At 68.9% G+C, this 18,045-nt stretch carries 7 protein-coding genes and 1 pseudogene; 3 read left to right on the top strand and 5 right to left on the bottom strand.

All coding sequences use genetic code 11. The features are described 5' to 3' along the window. Positions 1 to 97: 97 nt before the first annotated feature. Positions 98 to 1,288: a hypothetical protein gene (locus tag ACQEXA_RS59770; protein WP_433135109.1), complete on the bottom strand. Its 1,191-nt coding sequence runs from the start codon at positions 1,286 to 1,288 to the stop codon at positions 98 to 100. A 46-nt stretch (positions 1,289 to 1,334) separates the two neighbouring features. On the opposite strand from ACQEXA_RS59770, the gene ACQEXA_RS59765 reads away from it, so the two are divergent. Further along, the gene (locus tag ACQEXA_RS59765; RefSeq protein WP_433135108.1) at positions 1,335 to 1,601 is read left to right on the top strand and encodes a hypothetical protein; all 267 of its coding nucleotides are present in this window, start codon (positions 1,335 to 1,337) and stop codon (positions 1,599 to 1,601) included. A gap of 126 nt (positions 1,602 to 1,727) precedes the next feature. Beyond that, the gene (locus tag ACQEXA_RS59760) at positions 1,728 to 2,762 is read left to right on the top strand and encodes an IS630 family transposase (protein ID WP_432923211.1); all 1,035 of its coding nucleotides are present in this window, start codon (positions 1,728 to 1,730) and stop codon (positions 2,760 to 2,762) included. A gap of 371 nt (positions 2,763 to 3,133) precedes the next feature. Here ACQEXA_RS59760 and ACQEXA_RS59755 read toward each other — a convergent pair whose 3' ends face one another. Next, positions 3,134 to 5,467, bottom strand: a complete 2,334-nt coding sequence (locus tag ACQEXA_RS59755) for an Eco57I restriction-modification methylase domain-containing protein (protein ID WP_433135107.1) — start codon at positions 5,465 to 5,467, stop codon at positions 3,134 to 3,136. A 73-nt stretch (positions 5,468 to 5,540) separates the two neighbouring features. On the opposite strand from ACQEXA_RS59755, the gene ACQEXA_RS59750 reads away from it, so the two are divergent. Then, the gene (locus tag ACQEXA_RS59750) at positions 5,541 to 6,839 is read left to right on the top strand and encodes an ISAs1 family transposase (RefSeq protein ID WP_433133666.1); all 1,299 of its coding nucleotides are present in this window, start codon (positions 5,541 to 5,543) and stop codon (positions 6,837 to 6,839) included. A 46-nt stretch (positions 6,840 to 6,885) separates the two neighbouring features. Here the strand turns inward: ACQEXA_RS59750 and ACQEXA_RS59745 are convergent. From ACQEXA_RS59745 to ACQEXA_RS59735, 3 genes and pseudogenes are all read right to left on the bottom strand, one after another. Continuing rightward, positions 6,886 to 8,742 (bottom strand): annotated as a pseudogene (locus tag ACQEXA_RS59745) (DNA methyltransferase); the annotation flags it as partial. Continuing rightward, positions 8,742 to 11,711 (bottom strand): helicase-related protein, encoded by a 2,970-nt coding sequence (locus tag ACQEXA_RS59740; RefSeq protein WP_433135106.1) that lies wholly within the window; start codon positions 11,709 to 11,711, stop codon positions 8,742 to 8,744. The gene ACQEXA_RS59740 and the pseudogene ACQEXA_RS59745, both read right to left, overlap by 1 nt. A 29-nt stretch (positions 11,712 to 11,740) precedes the next feature. Beyond that, positions 11,741 to 18,043, bottom strand: coding sequence for a protein kinase domain-containing protein (locus tag ACQEXA_RS59735; protein WP_433135104.1), 6,303 nt, complete (start codon positions 18,041 to 18,043; stop codon positions 11,741 to 11,743). Positions 18,044 to 18,045 lie beyond the last annotated feature (2 nt).

Raw genomic sequence — 18,045 nt, 5'->3', positions numbered from 1 at the left:
GGTCGCTTCTCCCGGCGACGTTTGAGACCGTTGTTTCCTTTGGCAGTAGAGCGGATGGGCGCTGCTGTCGTCTTCCGGCGGCTCCGGGGCAGCTTTGTCACCGTGTGTGCATCCTGTCATTGCGGTCGGGGCGTCTGGGTGCGTTGAGCAGGTGGGGAAGCAGATCCGCCACCGCTCGTTGCCGCACGAGCGTCAGGTTTTCGGGGGAGTGAGGGACGGTTCGCCGTTTCAGCGGGGCCAGGGGCGGGACCAGCGTGACCGGCACCTCGTCGGGAAGCTCGAACAGGCCCTGGTCCAGCGGCAGCACGAAGAAGCCAGACCAGTTCTCGTCGCGCTCCGCGTCCCTGATCCTCTTCATCGCACTGTTGAGCCGCGCGCTCATGTCCACGTCGTGTGCATGCTCCCGGCGGAGATCTCGGTACCGCGCCTCCCAGCTCGGTGAGCCGTGCGGCAGCCCGAGTTCGAGATACGGGTTGGACGCCGGAGGCCGGTCGTTGCGGGGAATAGCCCGGCGCTGCCGGACCAGGCGGAGGTTGGCCTCGGCCAGCTCATGGGCGTTGCGGATGTCTTCCAGCACGATGGCGGCGGCGTCCAGTTCCTCCTGAAGCAGCAACGTATAGGCACGAAAATTCAGTGCCTCGGCCTTGTAGGCAGGGTCAGCCGCCTCGAACGAGACCAGCTTCTCTATTTGGGACGACGCACGCGCGAGATCGTTGCGACAGATCAGGTCATAGGCCTGGCGCAGAGCCATGAGCGCGTGCAGCGGCGACCGAGCGGGATTCACCACGGCTTTGGGCTCCCACAGGGAGAAGATGAGCCGCCACAGACCCCGGTCCTCCCAAATGTCCTGCTCCCAGCTGCCGACCGCGACCCCGTCCTGCAACCGGCGAAGCCGTGACACCAGGTCCCGGGGCAGCCGCCCTTCGAGCTCCTTCAGGACCGACGCGTCGCCGTCGGCCACCCGCTCCAAAAGGTCGTAGACATCACCGGTGGAGGGCAGTGGCTCGGCCCCGGCGAGGAACGCGTCCCGTCGCCGCTTCTCTGGCCAGTCCAAGGCTCTGGCCTGCTCGTCCGTCACCTGGTCGGGCACCAGACGGGCCATCAGGTACCTGCGTTCCGCTTCCTCCGTCCGGTACTGCCACGGCTGGTGCTCGGGGCCGACCGTCTCGGCGTCGATGAGGTCGTCGACGACACTCAGCGGCGCCCAGGGGAGAACACGCGGAAGTATTCGAGGGGGGGAAGGCGGCCGACTCCTGCGCCGTGCAGGCCGCGAGAAGTGCGAAGGCACCCGAGGGATCCTCGCTCGCGGAGATCGTCGGTCCGCCGGAGGGCACGTGCGCATCGCTGTCTGCCGACAGGACTGCGAGCCGCTGCCCCGCAACCTCGGACAGCCACAGGAAGCCACCCGCGTGCACCGCCGTCAGCGTCGTGGTGATCACCTGCGGATCGGCCTGTGCGAGGACAGCCCGCACAGCGGGCAGCAGCCGGTCGTCCGGCTCGTCGCGCAGTGCGCTACGCACGGCGTCGAGCGCCCAGTCCGGCGCGGCGGCCTGCGCCTGGGTCGTCAGTTCCTGGAGCGCCGCCCTAAGCGGATGACCTGAAGTTCTGCGCGGAATCTGGAGCGGCAGCGGCGGCCTGGCGCGATGGCCTCGATGACGAGAAGACCTCGCCGGGTGTTGTATCGAGGTTGACCAAACTACGACAAAACCGGCGAGGTCAAGGCCAGTATGCGTCCGGCATCCGTGTTCGCCAACCGCCCCGGTCCGGCGTACCAGCACCTGTATCACCTGCTGCATCACCGGTGGCGAGAGGCCTCCCGCGCGGTGATCGTGCTGCTGTCCGCGGCCGGCATGACCGCAGGAGAGATCGGCGAGCTGCTCGGCTACCACCCGGCCACGGTGCGCCGCTGGATCCATCGCTACAACACCGCCGGCCTGGCGGGCCTGGCCGATCGCCCCCGCGCGGGGCGGCCCCGGCTCGGCGGGCCGAGGCTGGGCGAGCGCATCCGCCGCCTGCTGACCCGCCCCGGGCCGTGGACCATCCGCCGGATCTGGCGCCGCCTGGGCCGGCCGAAGATGAGCCTGCGCACCGTGTACCGGCACACTCGCGAACAGGCGGCCTGGCGGCGGCCCCGCCTGGTGGCCAGGGGTGACCCCGAGCGCAGGCGCACCCTCGCCGCCCTGCGCCGCCAACTCGCCGCCCTGCCCCACGGGTCGGTGGTCTGGGCCGAGGACGAGACCCACCTGCACCTACTGCCGCACGTGCGGGCGAGCTGGATCCTGCGCGGGACGCGGCAGCAGGTGGCCACCCCAGGCAAGAACCGGCAGGCCACCGTCTTCGGGGCCCTGGAAGTGGCCACCGGCGCCTGGGTCTACACCCTGGGCCGCCGCAATGCCGCCGCCTTCGTCGCCTTCCTCCAGCTACTGCTGGCCGCCTACCCCGCCGCCCCGGTCGTCGCGGTGGTCTGCGACAACGACAGCATTCATCACGCGAAGGCGGTGACCGCCTACCTGGCCGACCAGCCCCGCCTGCGCCTGCTGTTCGGCGCCCGCTACAGCCCGCACGACAACCCGGTCGAGCGCATCTGGGCCGCGCTGAAGGCCCACATTGCCAACACCGCCGTCACCTGGCCGGGCCGCCTGCGCCAGGTCCACGCCTTCTTCCGGCAGCGCTCACCCACCCAGATGCTGACCACCGCCGCACCCTGGGCCTCGCCCTGGCTGCCGAAGAGTTACGCGCAGAACTTCAGGCAAGCCGCTTAGCCTGGACTACCGCCTGCGCCCCGAAGACGCCCACCTTCCGCCATTTACGCACCGTGAAACCATCGACGGCCCCGTCCGTACCCTGCTCCTCACGGCGCGCCCGCAGCGCCCGCAGCCGTTCCCGTTCTCGGGCGATAGCCTCGGCCCGCGATCCTGAAACCGGCTGCCTCGGACCAGCCGGTGGCGGACTCGTCGTCACCTGCGGTCTCCTGTTAGTGCGTAATTCTCTGCCTCAATACCGGACTGGTGCGTCAGCCCTTCCGGACGGCACCTCTGCACGTGCACGGCAACGCAAGTCCAGGCTACGGCGGCAACGCGCATTGCTGCGACACTGCCGGAGCCAAGGCTGGTTGACCGGAAGCCGCGTGCCGTCACTCTCTGATGCCTTCGTGACGGGGGCCGTGGCCCGGGGGCGGGGTGAGGGTAGAGGTGTAGTTCTCCCCATCCACCAATGGGTTGTCCAGGCTCACGCCGGCTGCCGCCATGCGGTCGTACTCGGTGAGGACCAGTTCTTTGGTGCGGTAGGTGCCGTACGCCTTCATGTCGTTGTCGCGCGTGACGTTGAAGGTGTCGAGCACATACGACGTGTCGTCGCGGGACACGCCGTATAGGTGGAAGAAGAAGGCGTCCAACTCTGCTCGGATCGTCGCTCGGCGGTCCGGGTCCCAACGGAAGGGTGCGCCGGTGTCGCTGATGTCGCGGGCGAACTGACGCAAACTCTCTGATGTGAAGACCAGTTCAAGCACTCGAGGAGCGATGAAGTGGGCATGGTTGCGGAGCTGAGCGGGTGAGGCGACGGGGAGTTGACTTATGGTGAAGAATTTGAGGTGTGTGCCGCCGACCTTCTGCCGAGCGGCAAAGTCCAGCACGAATGAAGACAGGCACGCCACCAGTCCTACGATGGGATCCGCTGACGGAAGCATGAGCAAGGTGCCATCCGGGGCTGCCACACGCGGAAACGTGAAGTTGATCATGGTGCGCTCGTTGCTCTTGTTGGTGATGTCCCGCCACCCCAAGAGCCAGCCCCGGTCCCAGCTCTTGGCGGCAAGGCGCGCGCGGACGCCCGCGAGCTTGATCTCCCGGCCGTTCTTATCGAATTCACCCGTGGGAACGTCCTGCTCAGGGACCCAATACCGCGGCATCGGGACGGCGGCAGCATCCTGATGCTGTTCCACAGTGAGTCGCGGCAACGTGCCCTTATTGAGCTGCTTCTCGGTGGCGCCCTCATATGTCGAGAAGCGGTGGTCGTAATGGTGGAGCATCTTGGCCTCGTACAGAGGCAGCAGGCGTTCGTCCCCTCGTACTAGTACGTTGCCCTTCAGGTTCCAGCCGTCCTTCAGGAGGTCTTCGAAGGTCTCGCCTCGCTGTGCGTCGGGACGGAACAGGTGGGAGTCGTTCGCCATGTGGAACATGGCCATGAAGGACACGCCCCACGGGTTGCCGTCCGTGCGTGACTCATCGATGAACACCGGAAGCCGACGGTAGATGCCCAGCGTAATCTCGGCGTCTCGGCGGGTGCTGAAGACCGGACACGTGCCTGTGTTGGGGTTCAACCGGAGGATGTCCTCCGCCGTCAGGTGATAGCGCCGCTCGGCGATCTGGTCCGCCTGACGCACCTTGAACACCATTTGGGCCGGCTCGCTCATGTTCCCAGTTCCCCGTAGGGTGAGCAGGCAAAAACGCATCTGATTGTGGACGCCAGGGAAAACTTTGTCCTCGTTCTCAAAGTCGTACAGCGCCGCCAACTGACCGTTGGTAACGAGGTCCTTGAAGAAGAACTGCGTCGTTGCGTCCGTGGCGATGCCCGTCGGCACGATGATGCCCATGCGGCCGCGGGGGCCCGTCATCATGCGATCGGTCTCGGCGAAGATGGCATACGTGTTGATGTCACCCCGCCCGGTGAGCGGGTAGCGCAGCGACAAGCGCAGGAATTGGCTCTCGCTCTCAGCCTGGCGCTTGGCTGCGGTGAACTCTGCGAAAAGGTCGGGGTTCGTGTTTGGCAGTTCCGTGATAAGGTGCTTACGGGCGGCCGCATTGGAGGCGTTGGCGATAGTCGCGTCTCGCTGGGCGAAGAACTCCTGTTCCTGGAGCTTGATGCGCTCCCACGGCGGATTCCCCAGCACGCAAGAGAAGCCGCCTGTCCAACCGCTAGAGGTATCGACGTCGCCGTCCACAGTCTCTGAGACGGTGAAAACCTCTGGAAACTCCAGATGCCAATGAAAGAACTTGTACTGCTGGGCGAGGCGGATGATCTCCTCGTTCGTGCTCACCGGAATGCCTGCACCCGCGCTCTGGAGGTCCCGAAAGACGCCTTCGGTGACTGGGGTCGGCGCACCCTGAACCTTGGGCCAGACGAAGGCGGCGCACCAGGCGTCGCTGATGTGCAGGGCCCGGAGGTAGTCCGCCGACTGTTCCAACTCGCGGAAGCGGCTGGACTGGAGCCGGACATCGCGCAAGGTGTTGGTCTGAGCCGCAGTAATGTCACGGAGGCTCGCCGCGAAGGCGGTGTTGGAGACCCAAATGCGTTCTTCGGTGTGGAAGCTGAGTTGGCCGCCGCGCTCGGCGGCGTTCCGCTTCTTTAGAGCCGCCGCAATCTTCTTGTCATCGCCCTCGATCGGCTTGAAGGCGTCGTCCGGGATGCACGGCCCCGGCGTAGTTGATCTTTGATGGGTTTTGGGTTGTTTGTCCGTGGGGTGAGGTGGCAAGTTGCAAGGCGAGCGCGGCCTCTGATGATCTTTCAGGTTCCTACGCCAGAAGATCGTCTCAGGAGCCGCGCTCGTGTCCGCATCCTCTCTGATCAGCCCTGCCCTTGGCCAGCTCACCGACCTCGCGCTGTGGGAGGCCGAGCTCGCCGCCGACCCTGCGGCAGCGGATTCTGCGCTGGTCAGCAGGCTGCGCCAGGTCCCTGACCGGCGCGCGGAGCGAGGGCGGCGGCATCCTCTGGTGGTGATCCTGGTGCTGGCTGCGTGCGCGACGCTGGTGGTCGGCGGCGACTCCATGACCGCGATCTGGCAGTGGGCCACCCGCGCCCCGCAGATCAAACTGGCACGCATCGGCGCCCGGTACGACCCGCTGGCCGGCCAGTACCTCGTACCCAGCGAACGCACCTTCCGCCGCGTGCTCGCCGACCTGGACGCCGACGCCCTGGACGCGGCGACCTGTGCTTACGTCACCGAAGTCGCGGCCGGAACCGCAACGGCGCCCGAGATCCCGTGCACCCCGGGGCCCATCGAGCGCGAACAGCGCCGCGCCGCCCAGCGGGCCGTGGAACACCCGGCGCCGGCCGGGCTCCTGCCCGCCGCGGCTTTCGACGGCAAGGCCCTGACCGGCGCCCGCACCGAATCGGGGCGGGTCTTCCTGGTCGGGGCGGTCGCCCACGCCAGCGGCGCGGTCCTCGGCCAGACCCAGGTTCCGGACAAGCGCGGCGAGGGCGAGGCGGCCCGCACCCTGCTGGCCCAACTCGCCTTGCCTGGATGGGTGTTCACCCTGGATGCCCTGCACACCACAAAGAAGACCGCCCGCCTGATCACGGACCGGCTCGACGCCCACTACGTCCTGATCCTGAAGGGGAACCAGCCGCTGGCCCGCGCCGCCGCCCAGGCGCTGCTGGCCGGCACCGACGCCGAGTGGACCGAGACCACCGAGGCCGAGGACGACCGTGGGCACGGGCGCACCGAGCGCCGCACGATCCGCACCGCCCAAGCCGACGACGCCCTCTTCCCCGGCGCGGGACAGGTCTTCCGCCTGCGCCGTGACACCGGCGGCCTCGACGGCACCTGGACCGGGAAGGAGATCGTCTTCGGCGTCACCAGTATGCCCGCCCACCTCGCCGGCCCCGCTCACCTCAACCACTACGAGAGGGCCCACTGGTCCATCGAAAACAAGATCCACTGGGTGCGGGACGTCACTTTCCACGAGGACAACTCCCAGGTCCGGACCGGCACCGCCCCCCGAGTCCTGGCCAGCTTCCGCAACCTGGGCATCAGCACGTTCCGCCTCGCCGGACGAGCCAACATCGCCCACGCCCGCCGCGATCTCCTCAACCACAACGACGCCTTCGCCGTCTACGGCATCTGATCAACTACTACGAAGTCGGGCGTAACGGAACAACGCCGGGGCCGTGGTCCGGGATGCCCTTGGACAACAGAGCCGGATTCGCTCCGATGAGTGCGTTGCCGTGCTTGATGTGGGCATCCAGGAAGCCGAGCGGCTTGTCCGGTTCCAGGGCCTCAAGCCAAAGCGAGACTTTGGCCAGCTCGACCGCCATCGGGTTGAGGTCCACGCCGTAGATGCATCGCGCGACGACCTCGTGCAGCGCGTGCCGCACCGCATCGATCGTCGGCTCGGGGTTCTGCTCCCGTACCGCCGCTACTCGCTTGGCGATACGACGAGCAGCAGCCACCAGGAAGTGCCCGGACCCGCACGCCGGGTCGCACACCGTCAGGTTCAGCAGCTCCTCGACAATTGCCGGGCCAGCGTCCGGCTGGCCCGAGCGCGTCGCGCGGATCTCGCCACGCTTCACCGCGTCGTCGATCACGGGATCCAGCGCCGAGTCAAGCAGGCACTCGATCAGCGAGGACGGCGTGTAGTAAGAACCCGTGGTCTTCCGCGCATTACCCGCCAGCTCCACCAACTCGAAAGTGCGCTCAGTCGGGTTGTGCTTCGGGACCAGCTCCAGCAAAGACTCGTAGATCGAGCCCAGCTCCTCGGCGTCCAGGTGGCGGTAGTCGACCACCCGGTTGCGTCGGGAGTCGGTGTCGCGCACGATCGACAGCGCCCGCACCGCCTCCAGCAACGGCTCGTTGGACAGCGACAGGCCGTGTAGGACCTTGTCCGCCTCCGTGTCGTCGAAGATGCCGCCGAGACCCGGTAGCCCCAGCTCCGGGAGGCCGTCGTCGTTGCCGAGGCCCGACAGTATAAAGCGCAGGGCCCGGTACAGGTCCCCATGGGCCGTACCCCGGCGCCGCTGGGCGTGCCGACGAAGCCGAGCCGACGAGAAGTACGCCGCGTACCGTTCCTTGGCCATCGCGTCCGCCAACGGGGACAGCAAGACCTCGCGGTCCTCCGCCACGAACAGGAACAGCAACCGGTACACCAGGCGCAGCAGCGCGTAGTGGAACGTCTTGACGTCCAGCTCCTCGCGAAGCTCCCGGTTGTCCGGGTGCTTCAGGAAACCCGTGCCCAGCGTCGTGATCGCCGTCTGCACGCCCTTGCGGAGCTGGTCCAGCGCCCGCGTCCCCGACGCGATCGCCTCCGTCCGCCACTTCTCCAGCCAGCACGCCGACGGCGCCGCGTCCTCCGCGACCTCGAACCGCGACACGTGCAGCAGCCGGTACAGCAGCACGAACTCACTGAACAGCTCGCCGTCGAAAATCGCCTCAAGGTCGAACTCAACGTACGACGCCGTGGCCAGCGCACTGGAGTCCCGCAGCAACCGCACCTGCCGCCCGTTCGTCAGGACGCCCCACAGGTGGGCTTCCGTCCGGTTCAGGCACTCCTGGAGCATCGACTGCGGCGGCACCGTGCCCGCGCCGCCGGGGCGCTTGTCCAGGTTGGCGGTCCACGCCGTCTGGTGGATGAGCACGTGCTGCCAGCGGTGCGAGACCTGGAACGTCTTCTCCGCGTCCGAGTCAGCCGTGACGCCCGTCGTTCCGAGCGTCGTCAGCCGGCCGAAGCCCAGCTCCCGCCAGACCGGCGCCAGCCAGTCAGTGCCCGCGAGGCCCGTCGGGTCGGTCGCCGGAAGACCTGTGTCCGGGTCCTCCGGCAGACGCTTGCGCAGGTCGCGCCAGAGCGGCTTGAGGTACTCCCAGCTGCGCTCGGCCTCGTCACGGACCGAACGGGACGACGGCAGACCGTAGTCGGCGGGCTTCGAGCCGGGCACGTCCTTGCCCTCGGAGATCCGGACCAGCATGTCGGCCGGGAGCAGCGCGCCGACCGTGTGGACGGCGGAGAACACCTGGTTGCGGGTGGTGGCGGACATCAGGCGGACACTCCAGCGGAAGCGGGGAAACCAGCAGCGGTATCAGCGGGGGTGGCGGGCAGGTAGACGTACGCGCCGAGGACGTCGGCGGGCTTCTGTGCGGTGACGGACAGGCCGCGGACGATCTCGCCGGATGCGGCGCGCACCCGGCGGTGCGAGGCGTCCAGCTCGGTGGCCAACTCCTCGCCGTACGCCTCCAAGTGAGCGGAGACCTCATCGAGCTGGCCGAGTATGCGGGTCATCGTGCGCTCGCCGAAGTGCGCGTCCGTGTTCTCCGATGCCGCCGCCTCCAGCAGCGCGACGGCCTGCTCCTGCGGCAGCCACACCGCGTTCTTCGGGGAGCCCTGGAAGGCCAGCAGGCGCGCGTCCTCCGCCACCAGCTGCTTCTCGCCGCTGCGGGACGGAAGCGTGAGGTGGAAGCGGTAACGGACGAGCAGCAGCGTCGTGCGCGTCGCCACCGCATCCGTCGTGATGACCCCGCAGCGGCGTGCCGGGCGTGCACCGTCGGCCTGCGTGTCCAAAGCAGCGTTCAGGACATGGGCCGCAAGCGCGCCGACCACGGGGTCGGTGCGGACCAGAGCCGTTTCGCCGCGTCCAATCGCCGGATCGGTGCGGAACGGGATCGGACGGTCCTTCTCGATTGTGTCCGCACCCACCACCGGGGCCAGGGCGTCCCGGAGTCCCGCCGACGTGCCGCCGACCTCGGCAGTGAAGTCCTCGCCGCTGTCGCGGATCACCGCGTTCAGGGCGGCTAGCGACTCCCGTACGAAGGTGTGGATCTCGCCCGCGTCGCCCAGGGCCTCGCGGATCGAGGCGACCTCGCGGGCCACGTCCTCGGGGTGGATGGAGCGCTGCGCGAACCGCGACCGGGAGGCCTTTTCGCGCTCGGCGGCCGAGTTCCAGTCCTTCTCCAGGTCAGCGAAGCTCTGCTGGAAGGCGTCGGACTCGAAGAGCGCTTCCTGTTCGCCCTGGCGGCCGCGCAGCAGCAGCCACTCGACGATCGCGTCCGTCACGCCCGTGGACATCTCGTCCGGGACGGAGACGGAGATGCCAAGGTCCTTCTTGATCTGCCGGTGCTTCTTGATGAGGACTTCGAGGACCTTGCCGTCGATGCCGTTGTCGTCGCCGTACAGGGTGATGACGCGGACCTGGTCCCGCTTCTGGCCGTAGCGGTCGACGCGGCCCTCGCGCTGGTCGTGGCGGGTCGGGTTCCAGGCCAGGTCGTAGTGGACGACGGCGTCGAAGTAATGCTGGAGGTTCACGCCCTCGGACAGGCAGTCGGTGGCGATCAGGACCCGGCGGGCGGCGGCGTCCTCGCCCGCCTCCGCCGCCAGCTGCTCGATGCGCTCCAGGCGCTGCTGCGGGGACAGCGTGCCCGTCACCGCCTTGACCACGGCTTTCGCGCCGAGCGGGCCGCGCTTCTTGTTGCTGTCCGCGTCCGTGTTGCCCAACTCCTCCGCCAGGTACTCGGCGGTCGGGATGTAGCGGCAGAACACGATCGGGTTGTGGCCGTCGGCCAGCAGTGCTTTGAGATGCTTGATGAGTGCCTTGAGCTTGAGGTCCTGATCCGGGCCCTCCAACCGCTTGGCTCGGTCGGCGAGTTCGGCCAGGCGGGAGCCGGCGTTCTCCTCTTCGGTCTCCGCGCCCGGTGCCACGTCCATGCCTTCCAGTGCGTCGCTGTCCGCCGCGTCGCTGGTCAGCGGGGCGCCGAGCCGGTCGGCCTCCTCCGCCGATGCCGCCACCGCGGCCGCGGAGCGTGTGCGCAGCGTCTGGGCGGCGGCCCGGGGCGAGGACACGAGCGAGCGCAGCAGGGCGATCGCCGACCACCAGGCGATCCGCGCCTCCCGTCGGCCCCGGTTGTCGGCCGCCTCCACGCGTTCGCTCGCGTAGGCGATCGCGTCGTCGAGTAGGGCGCGGTAGGCCGGGGACAGCTTGTACGTCTCGTCCTTGAAGTAGCGGTCGGAGGGGAACGCTGTGCGCTCGGCGAGCGAGTCGTCGCCCAGGCCGTCCTCCTTGGTGAGGTACTGGCGTACGTCCGCCCGCTTGCGCGCCACGAAGTGCTGGGCCAGGAGCCTCCTGCCCGTCTCCGTCTCCAGGTCCACGGAGGCCAGTTCGGGTTTGACGAGGCCCAGCAGATTGCGGAACGCCGACTCCTTGCCGCTATGCGGAGTCGCCGTCACCAGGATCAGGTGACGAGTGACATCCTCCGCGACCCGGCGCAACAGCTCGTAGCGGAGCTGGTTCTGTGCGCTCGCCGACGTGTCGTCGGCGGCCACACAGGTGTGGGCTTCGTCCACGATCACCAGGTCGGGGCAGTGGCGTACGAAGTCGTCGCGGTGGCGCGTGGACTTGATGAAGTCCGTGGAGACGACGACGTTCGGGTACTTGTCGAAGAGGGACTGGCCGAGGTCTAGGCCGCGTTCGAGGCGGGAGACCGTTGAGGCGAGGACGAGTTCCGCGTCGATGGCGAACTTGGTCCGCAGCTCCTGCTGCCACTGCTCGGCGAGCGCGGGGGAGCACAGCACCGCGAGGCCCGTCGCCTCGCCCTGCGCGAGGAGTTCGCTCGCTATCAGGCCCGCCTCGATCGTCTTGCCGATGCCGACGTCGTCGGAGATCAGCATGCGGACCGTCTTTTGCCGCAGGGCCATCAGGAGCGGCACCAGCTGGTACGCGCGGGGTTCCACCGCGATGCCGGCCAGGGAGCGGAACGGGCCCGCGCCGGAGCGGAAGCCGACCCGCAGCGCCGTGCGCAGCAGGCCCGCCGCGCACTGGTCGCCGAGGTCGCCCGGTTCCGGAGGCGCGAACTCGGCGCCCTTCACCTCTTCGAACGTCGGGAACACGGCGGCGATGTCGTCGTCCGAGCCGCCCAGCGGGCGCAGCACCAGCAGATCGGGCTCGCTCTCGGGGAGGACCACCCATTCGCGGCCGCGGGCCGTCACCAGAGAGCCGACGGAGTACGTGAGTGCCATGTACGTAGCCAAGTCCTTGCGTACGGAGATCAGTTGGTGGAGGGCGTGCCGAAGTAGCGGGCGTTGGCGGCTGCGATGGCGTCCCAGTCGCCCTGCGGGAAGCGGACGACCTCCCAGCTCGCGTCGAACAGGCGGTCCTCGGCGTCCTCGTCCCGCAGCGTGTTCTGCTCCTTGTCAGGGGTGTCGACGAAGACGGCGACCTTCACCCCCGGCAGGCGGTACACGAAGTCCGGGCCGGCGTTCGCCTCGAGCAGGAAGACGTCCTTCTCGTCCGGCAGGCGCAGACCGCGGGCCTTCGCCCAGCCTAGGAAGTCGCCCTGCGCGGCCAGTTCGGCGGCCGACGCCTCGGCGACCGACGCCTCGACGGCCGTGGGCTCGGCAGGGTCCTTCTCGAGCAGCCGCCGGTACTGCTCCGAACGCGACTCGCCGCGTGGGTCGCGTCGCGCCGTCGCCGAGGCGAGGCGCACCAGCAGGTCCCGCGCCGCATGGCGGTTGATCAGGGTGTGGTTGAGCTGGTTGCCGTACGTCAGCAGGCACTCGTAGCAGCCGAGCGCGCACGGCCGGTCGGGGTGCGGGCCGCCCAGGTCGGTGCCGTGCTCGTCGAAGTGGCAGATGGACAGGGCGTACTGGGCCGCCTTCGCCAGGGCGTCCTGTTCCGCCTGCAGGCGGCGCAGCACGCCCGCGCCGCCCTCGGCCGCCTCCGTGAACAGGATGCGGTTGCGCGGGCCGTCGTCTGGCGGCAATAGTTCGCCGGTCAGCTCGGCGTCCTCCAGCTCGAACGCGGCCTCGATGCCCCGCTCCAGCGCGTACATCAGCGACAGCGCGACCGGCTCGTGCAGCGGCTCGTCGAGGGTGACGACGAGGATGTTGCGGCGGTCCTCCACGTACGGGATGACCCGCTTCTTGCGGCGCCGCTCCTTGCCGTCCTCGTCGACCACCGGCAGCTCGCTGGAGTCGCCGGACGCCTCAGCTGCGTCCTTGTCGTTCATCCAGCGGCCGTCGGCCAGGTCGAGCCAGTAGCCCGGCGGCTCGTCGCTCTTGGCGCGCACCCTGCCGATGTTGGTGATCCGTACGGTCGCCGAATCGCCGTACGCGATCTCGGCGAGCGGCGCGCCCGCGGCGTCGGAGACCGACGCGTCGAGGCGGCCCCTGCGGGTGCCGTGGTCCTGGAAGCGGTACGACGTCTCCAGCCCGAAGCCGGCGCGGCGCCGCTCCTCCTCGTCGGAGGAGATCCGCTCCCGCCGCGTGGTGTACACGGTGTGCAGGTGCAGCAGGCCGTAGGTTGCCGCGCCCAGCGGCTCCCCGCACATCTGGCAGCGGTCCTGGCGCTCGGCCGGGTCGTGGTGGTAGCCGCAGTGCGCGCAGCGGCGCGCCTCGCTGGTCGCCAGGTCGCCGGAGGAGTCCGGCGGCAGCTGGATACGGGTCACCTGGTAGCGGGCGCCCTCGTGGTAGATGAGCGCGCCGGGTCCGAACTCGCGGATGGCGAGGAAGCGGGGCCGCTGAAGGTAGTCGCCCTCGCCGCGGCGGCGGCCGACCGTCGGGATGTAGGCGGCCAGCGGCAGGCGGGGGAAGCTGTAGCCGGGCAGGAAACCTTCGGAGGCGAGATAGCGGTACGGGTTGAAGTCGGAGAGGACCGACTTGCTGTCGACGCTCTCGTTCATCAGGAGGCTAAGCTGTGTCTCGGCCTCGCGGCGGCGGGTGTTGGCCCGGTTACGGTCGCCTTCGGTGAGGGTGTAGTCCAGGCGCCGCTTGTTCTGGATGTATTGGTCGTCGAGCGCGGCACGGTACAGGTCCCGCCAGCGCTCGAAGGCCAAGTTGAACCGCTCCGGCACCGTCTGCACCCGGTTCTGGATCCAGTCGTCGTGCCACCACGTGGTCTCGGCGAAGTCGGGCAGCAGCGGGCCGAGGACGCGCAGTGCCGCGTCCACCGTCCGGCGCTGGGCACTCTCGTCCAGAGACGCCGCGAGGATGTCGGGTTGAAGCTCCAGCGCGGGGTTCGGGCGGTCGCCGGTGTCCGGGTACGACACGTCGAGGACCTCGGGTATCGCGCGGCCGAGCTTCAAGCCGGCCTCCGCGATCCATATGCCCTGCAGGTGGGAGAGGACCAGGTCCTCGTTGGCGAGGTCCAGGCGCGGCGGCGCCACCGCACCCGCCACCATGCGCTCCGAGCGGCGGAAGTAGTACTGGTCGTGGCTGTTGCCCGTCGCGCAGTACGTTGTCACCAGCGCGGGCTGCCCGCTGCGGCCCGCGCGGCCCGAGCGCTGGGCGTAGTTCGCGGGGGTGGGTGGCACGTTGCGCATCATCACCGCGTTGAGGGAGGAGATGTCGACGCCCAGCTCCATCGTCGGGGAGCAGTACAGCAGCTTCAACTCCGCCTTGCGGAAGGCCTCCTCGCGCCGTTCCCGCTCCTCCGGAGCCACCTGGGCGGTGTGTTCGCGCGCGAACAGGCCGGACAGCGCGCCGGCCGCGTCCTTGTACAGGTCGCGGAAGAACGTGTTCACCCGTGGACCGTCGCCGCTCTGGTAGGTGCGCGTCAAGGGATCGTGTGTGCCTGTCTCGCCCTTGCCCGCACGCCAGATGAGCGACTGGGCGGCCACCCGGTAGCCGGTCGTGGTTGGGGAGGAGGCGCGGCGGTAGCGGCCGACGCGCTGCGGGGCATCCGCGACCTCCTTCACCAGGCCGGCCTCGTTCAGGACCTTCAGCAGCTCCGCGATGACCAGCTGGACATCGTCGTGGTCCAGTTCCCTGAAGGAACGGTCTGCACGTCGCAGGTATTTGCCGAACTTGCCGCGTGCCGACAGGAACAGCGCCGATCGGTCGATGCCGCGGCCGGACGGGTGCGGATAGGCGGTGCCGACGCGCGGCCGGTCGGAGGCCGACAGCACCCACGGGTCCACCAGCCGCTCCTCGCTCGCCCGCTGCAACGAGTCGAAGTCGTCGCGGAAGTAGGACACGTCGATCGCGAGTGAGCGGCGCATCTCGTTGAGCAGTGCCTTCATGATCTCGGCTCGCAGCGCCGGGTCTGCGTCTTGCAGCGCGGCGTGGGTGTGCTGCCAGCGGTCCTGCTTGTTCGCGACCCACTGCAGGTCCGCGTAGTCGATCTCCAGCAGGCCCGTCTGCTCCAGATTCGGCATGGTGATGCGCCAGCCGCGCTCCAGGTCGAGGTAGAGCCGGAAGGCGATCACGTCGCGCAGTGTTTTGGCCGCGACCTTGGCGAGGGTCGGCGGCTGGTCGCTCTCACCGGTGTAGTCGGCGGGCTCGATCGCGAGCGCGTTCGTCACCGCGGTGGCCAGCTCCTCGTGGGTGACGCCGTCCTCGCCCGCGTCCAGGGCGGCCCGGTACAAGGCTCCGCGCAGCTGGGTGATCTGCACGAAGTCGTTGAAGTGCCCGGCCTGGAGAGAGGCGTCCTGCCGGTTGTCGACGAACGTGAGGAGCTTGCGCGCCTCCTTGTCCAGCGCCTCCTCGGGCACCGACTTCAAAGACCGCACCACCGACGCCGAGATGAGAGAGGTCGCCGAGGACCGGCCCTCCTGGTCCAGCGTCGCCAGCTTCGCGAAGTCCCGGCCGCGCGTCTGCTCGTATGCCACCCCGCAGTGCAGGCAGAACAGGAACGGGGACGGGATGAACGCGGCTGGCAGCTCGCCACGGCCTTCGTAACCGAACGGGTCCACCGTGACGGCGCGCGGCACCCGGTCACGGTAGGCCTTCTTGACGACTTCCTGGCCCTTGTCGTCCAACTCCAGCCAGGACTCCGGCAGTCGGCGGTCGTCGACGGCGTACTGAATGCTGGACGGCCAGCTTCCGTCGCGATCGATGTACAGGTAGCCGTCGCCCTGGCGCCCGCCCGTGGCGGAGGTGTCCCGGCGCGCCTCGTACCGGACGTCGCCGTCCTTCTCGGTGCGCCACACCGTCAGGTACTCCTGGCCGCACTCCCGGCAAAACGCCAGCGGCATCAGCAGCTTGCCGCCACTGCGCGGCTGCTCCAGCTGGTAGGAGCGTGTGAGGTGGCGGACGGGCTTGTCTTCCAGGGTGACGTACACGGTGTCGCCCTTGGAGAGGAACTGGTGCAGCCGGAACGCGAACAGCGGGCGGTCGGTGACCGGGTGCCGGGCCTGCGAGCCGGCCTCCAGGGTCGCCTCAATGGCCTTCACACAGTCGTCCTTGGAAACCCCCGCCAGCTCGGCAAGCTCACGCGCCGCGACCTCGATCTTCGTGGGCTGCCGGCGCACGAGTCGTCCGGTGGCCTCGTCCGTGGCCAGGCCGAAATGTGTCTCGATCCAGCGGGCCAGCGGGTCGCGCACGAGATCGTCGTAGGCGCGCGGCGCGGCGGGTGAAGTCAGGCGCTCGGCGGGGACGGTGTCGGGCGCTTCCTTGGTCGCGCGGACCAGCGTCTCGCCAATCACGTGCTCGGGGCTGACCGCCGTACCGAACAGCGTGCTCGCCACACCGGCGACGACCTTCTTTTGGTCCTCGACGCTGCCCTCGGTCGACATGGTCGCCGAGGTGCCGATGCACTGCACGTCGGCTGCCTGGCAGGCCTCGCGGACCCGGCGGATCAGCAGGGCCACATCGGCGCCCTGCCGACCGCGGTAGGTGTGCAACTCGTCGAAGACCAGGAACTGAAGGCCCTTGGCCATCTTGATGAGACTGGCCCGGTCGGCGGGCCGGGTCAGCATCAACTCCAGCATCACGTAGTTGGTGAGCAGGATGTCCGGCGGGTTGTCGCGGATCTGTTTGCGTTTCTCGTCGTCTTCCTGGCCCGTGTAGCGGGCGAAGGTGACCGGCTCGCGGCCCGGGCCGTAGCCGTCGCGCAGGTACTTCTCCAGTTCCTTGAGCTGGCTGTTGGCGAGCGCGTTCATCGGGTACACGATGATGGCGCGTACCCGCTTTTGAGCCTTGGGTCCTTCGGCGTCCCGCTCGTGCAGCACCCGGTTGACGATCGGGACGATGTAGGAGAGCGACTTGCCGGAACCGGTGCCGGTCGTCAGCACGTACGAGGCGCCGTGGTCAGCGGCCTCAATCGCCTCGCGCTGGTGCCGGTGCAAAGTGAGCGGCCGGCCGTCTGCAACGGTGCCGCCCTCGGTCTTGCCCGCCTGGAAGATGCGGGCGCACTCCGGGTGCAGGACCTTGTGCCCGACCAGTTCCACGACCGTGCCGCCGCTCTGGAAGAACGGGTTGAGCGACAGCCACGGGTCCGGCCACTGGGACTTGTCGTCGAGGTCCTTCTCCACGAACGCGGCGACCCGGTCGTCGCGGATGACCGTGCCGCCCTCGGTGAAGGAGCGGTAGTCCTTGATCAGCGCCCGATGCACCCCGAACACGTCCATGGCCATACCCGAGGCGGTGACGGGGGCCGGCCGCGCGGCGGGCATGGTCGAGGGCGGGGCGGTGCGTGCTCCCAACGCGCGCAGCGGCTGCGTCGGGTCGAGGGCGCTCCAGTGGGGGAGTGGGGACGCATCCGCGTCCCGCAGGGCCAGCGGGAGGAGCGCGTCGCGGACTTCGGCAGCGTCCGCGGGACGGTCCGCGGGGTCTTTCGCCAGCAGCCGCTCGACCAGCCGGATCAGCTCGGCGGGTATCTCGCTGCGGATGACGGCGAGGGGTGTGGGTATTTCGTCGAGGTGCTTGGCGGCGAGTTCGAAGGGCGACTCACTGGTGAAGGGCGGTACGGCGACGAGCATCTCGTACAGCACACAACCCAGTGCGTACAGATCGGCGGCCTGGGTCACCTGCCTGGCCTTGAACTGTTCGGGAGCCATGTAGCGGGCGGTGCCGACGCTGACGCCCGTGCTGGTGAGTCGGGCCTCGTCCGGATCGTCGACGATGCGGCCCATGCCGAAGTCGAGGACCTTGACGGTCCCGCCCCGGGTCAGCATGACGTTCGCCGGTTTCAGGTCGCGGTGCACCACGTCGGCGGCGTGCGCCGTGGCGAGGCCGTTGGCGATCTGGGCGCCGATAGCGGCCACCCAGGAGATGGGCAGCTGGCGTTCCTCCGCGATGAGGTCACGCAACGTCTCGCCGTCGAGAAACTCCATCGCCAGGTAGGGGAGTCCACCGTCCTGGGTGACGCCGCCCGCGATGAGCCGTGTCAGGTTCGGGTGGTCGAGGCGACGCATGATGCGGACCTCGCGGGCGAAGCGCTCCACCGCCTTGGTGTCCGCGCCGGTGTCGATCAGCGCGCCCGTGCGGCGGCGCAGGATCGTCTTCACCGCGACCGTGCGTTCGGCGCCGCCCTCCGGGGCCTGGAGATCCTCGGCCCGGTGTACCTCCCCCATGTTGCCCTTGCCGATGACCTGTCCGATGCGGAATCTGCCATCGATCAGCTCGTGGCCCACGG

Source organism: Streptomyces sp. CA-106110, assembly GCF_050936285.1.
Classification (GTDB): domain Bacteria; phylum Actinomycetota; class Actinomycetes; order Streptomycetales; family Streptomycetaceae; genus Streptomyces.
Note: the sequence above shows the minus strand (reverse complement) of the source record. Positions and strands in the feature narration are given on the sequence as shown.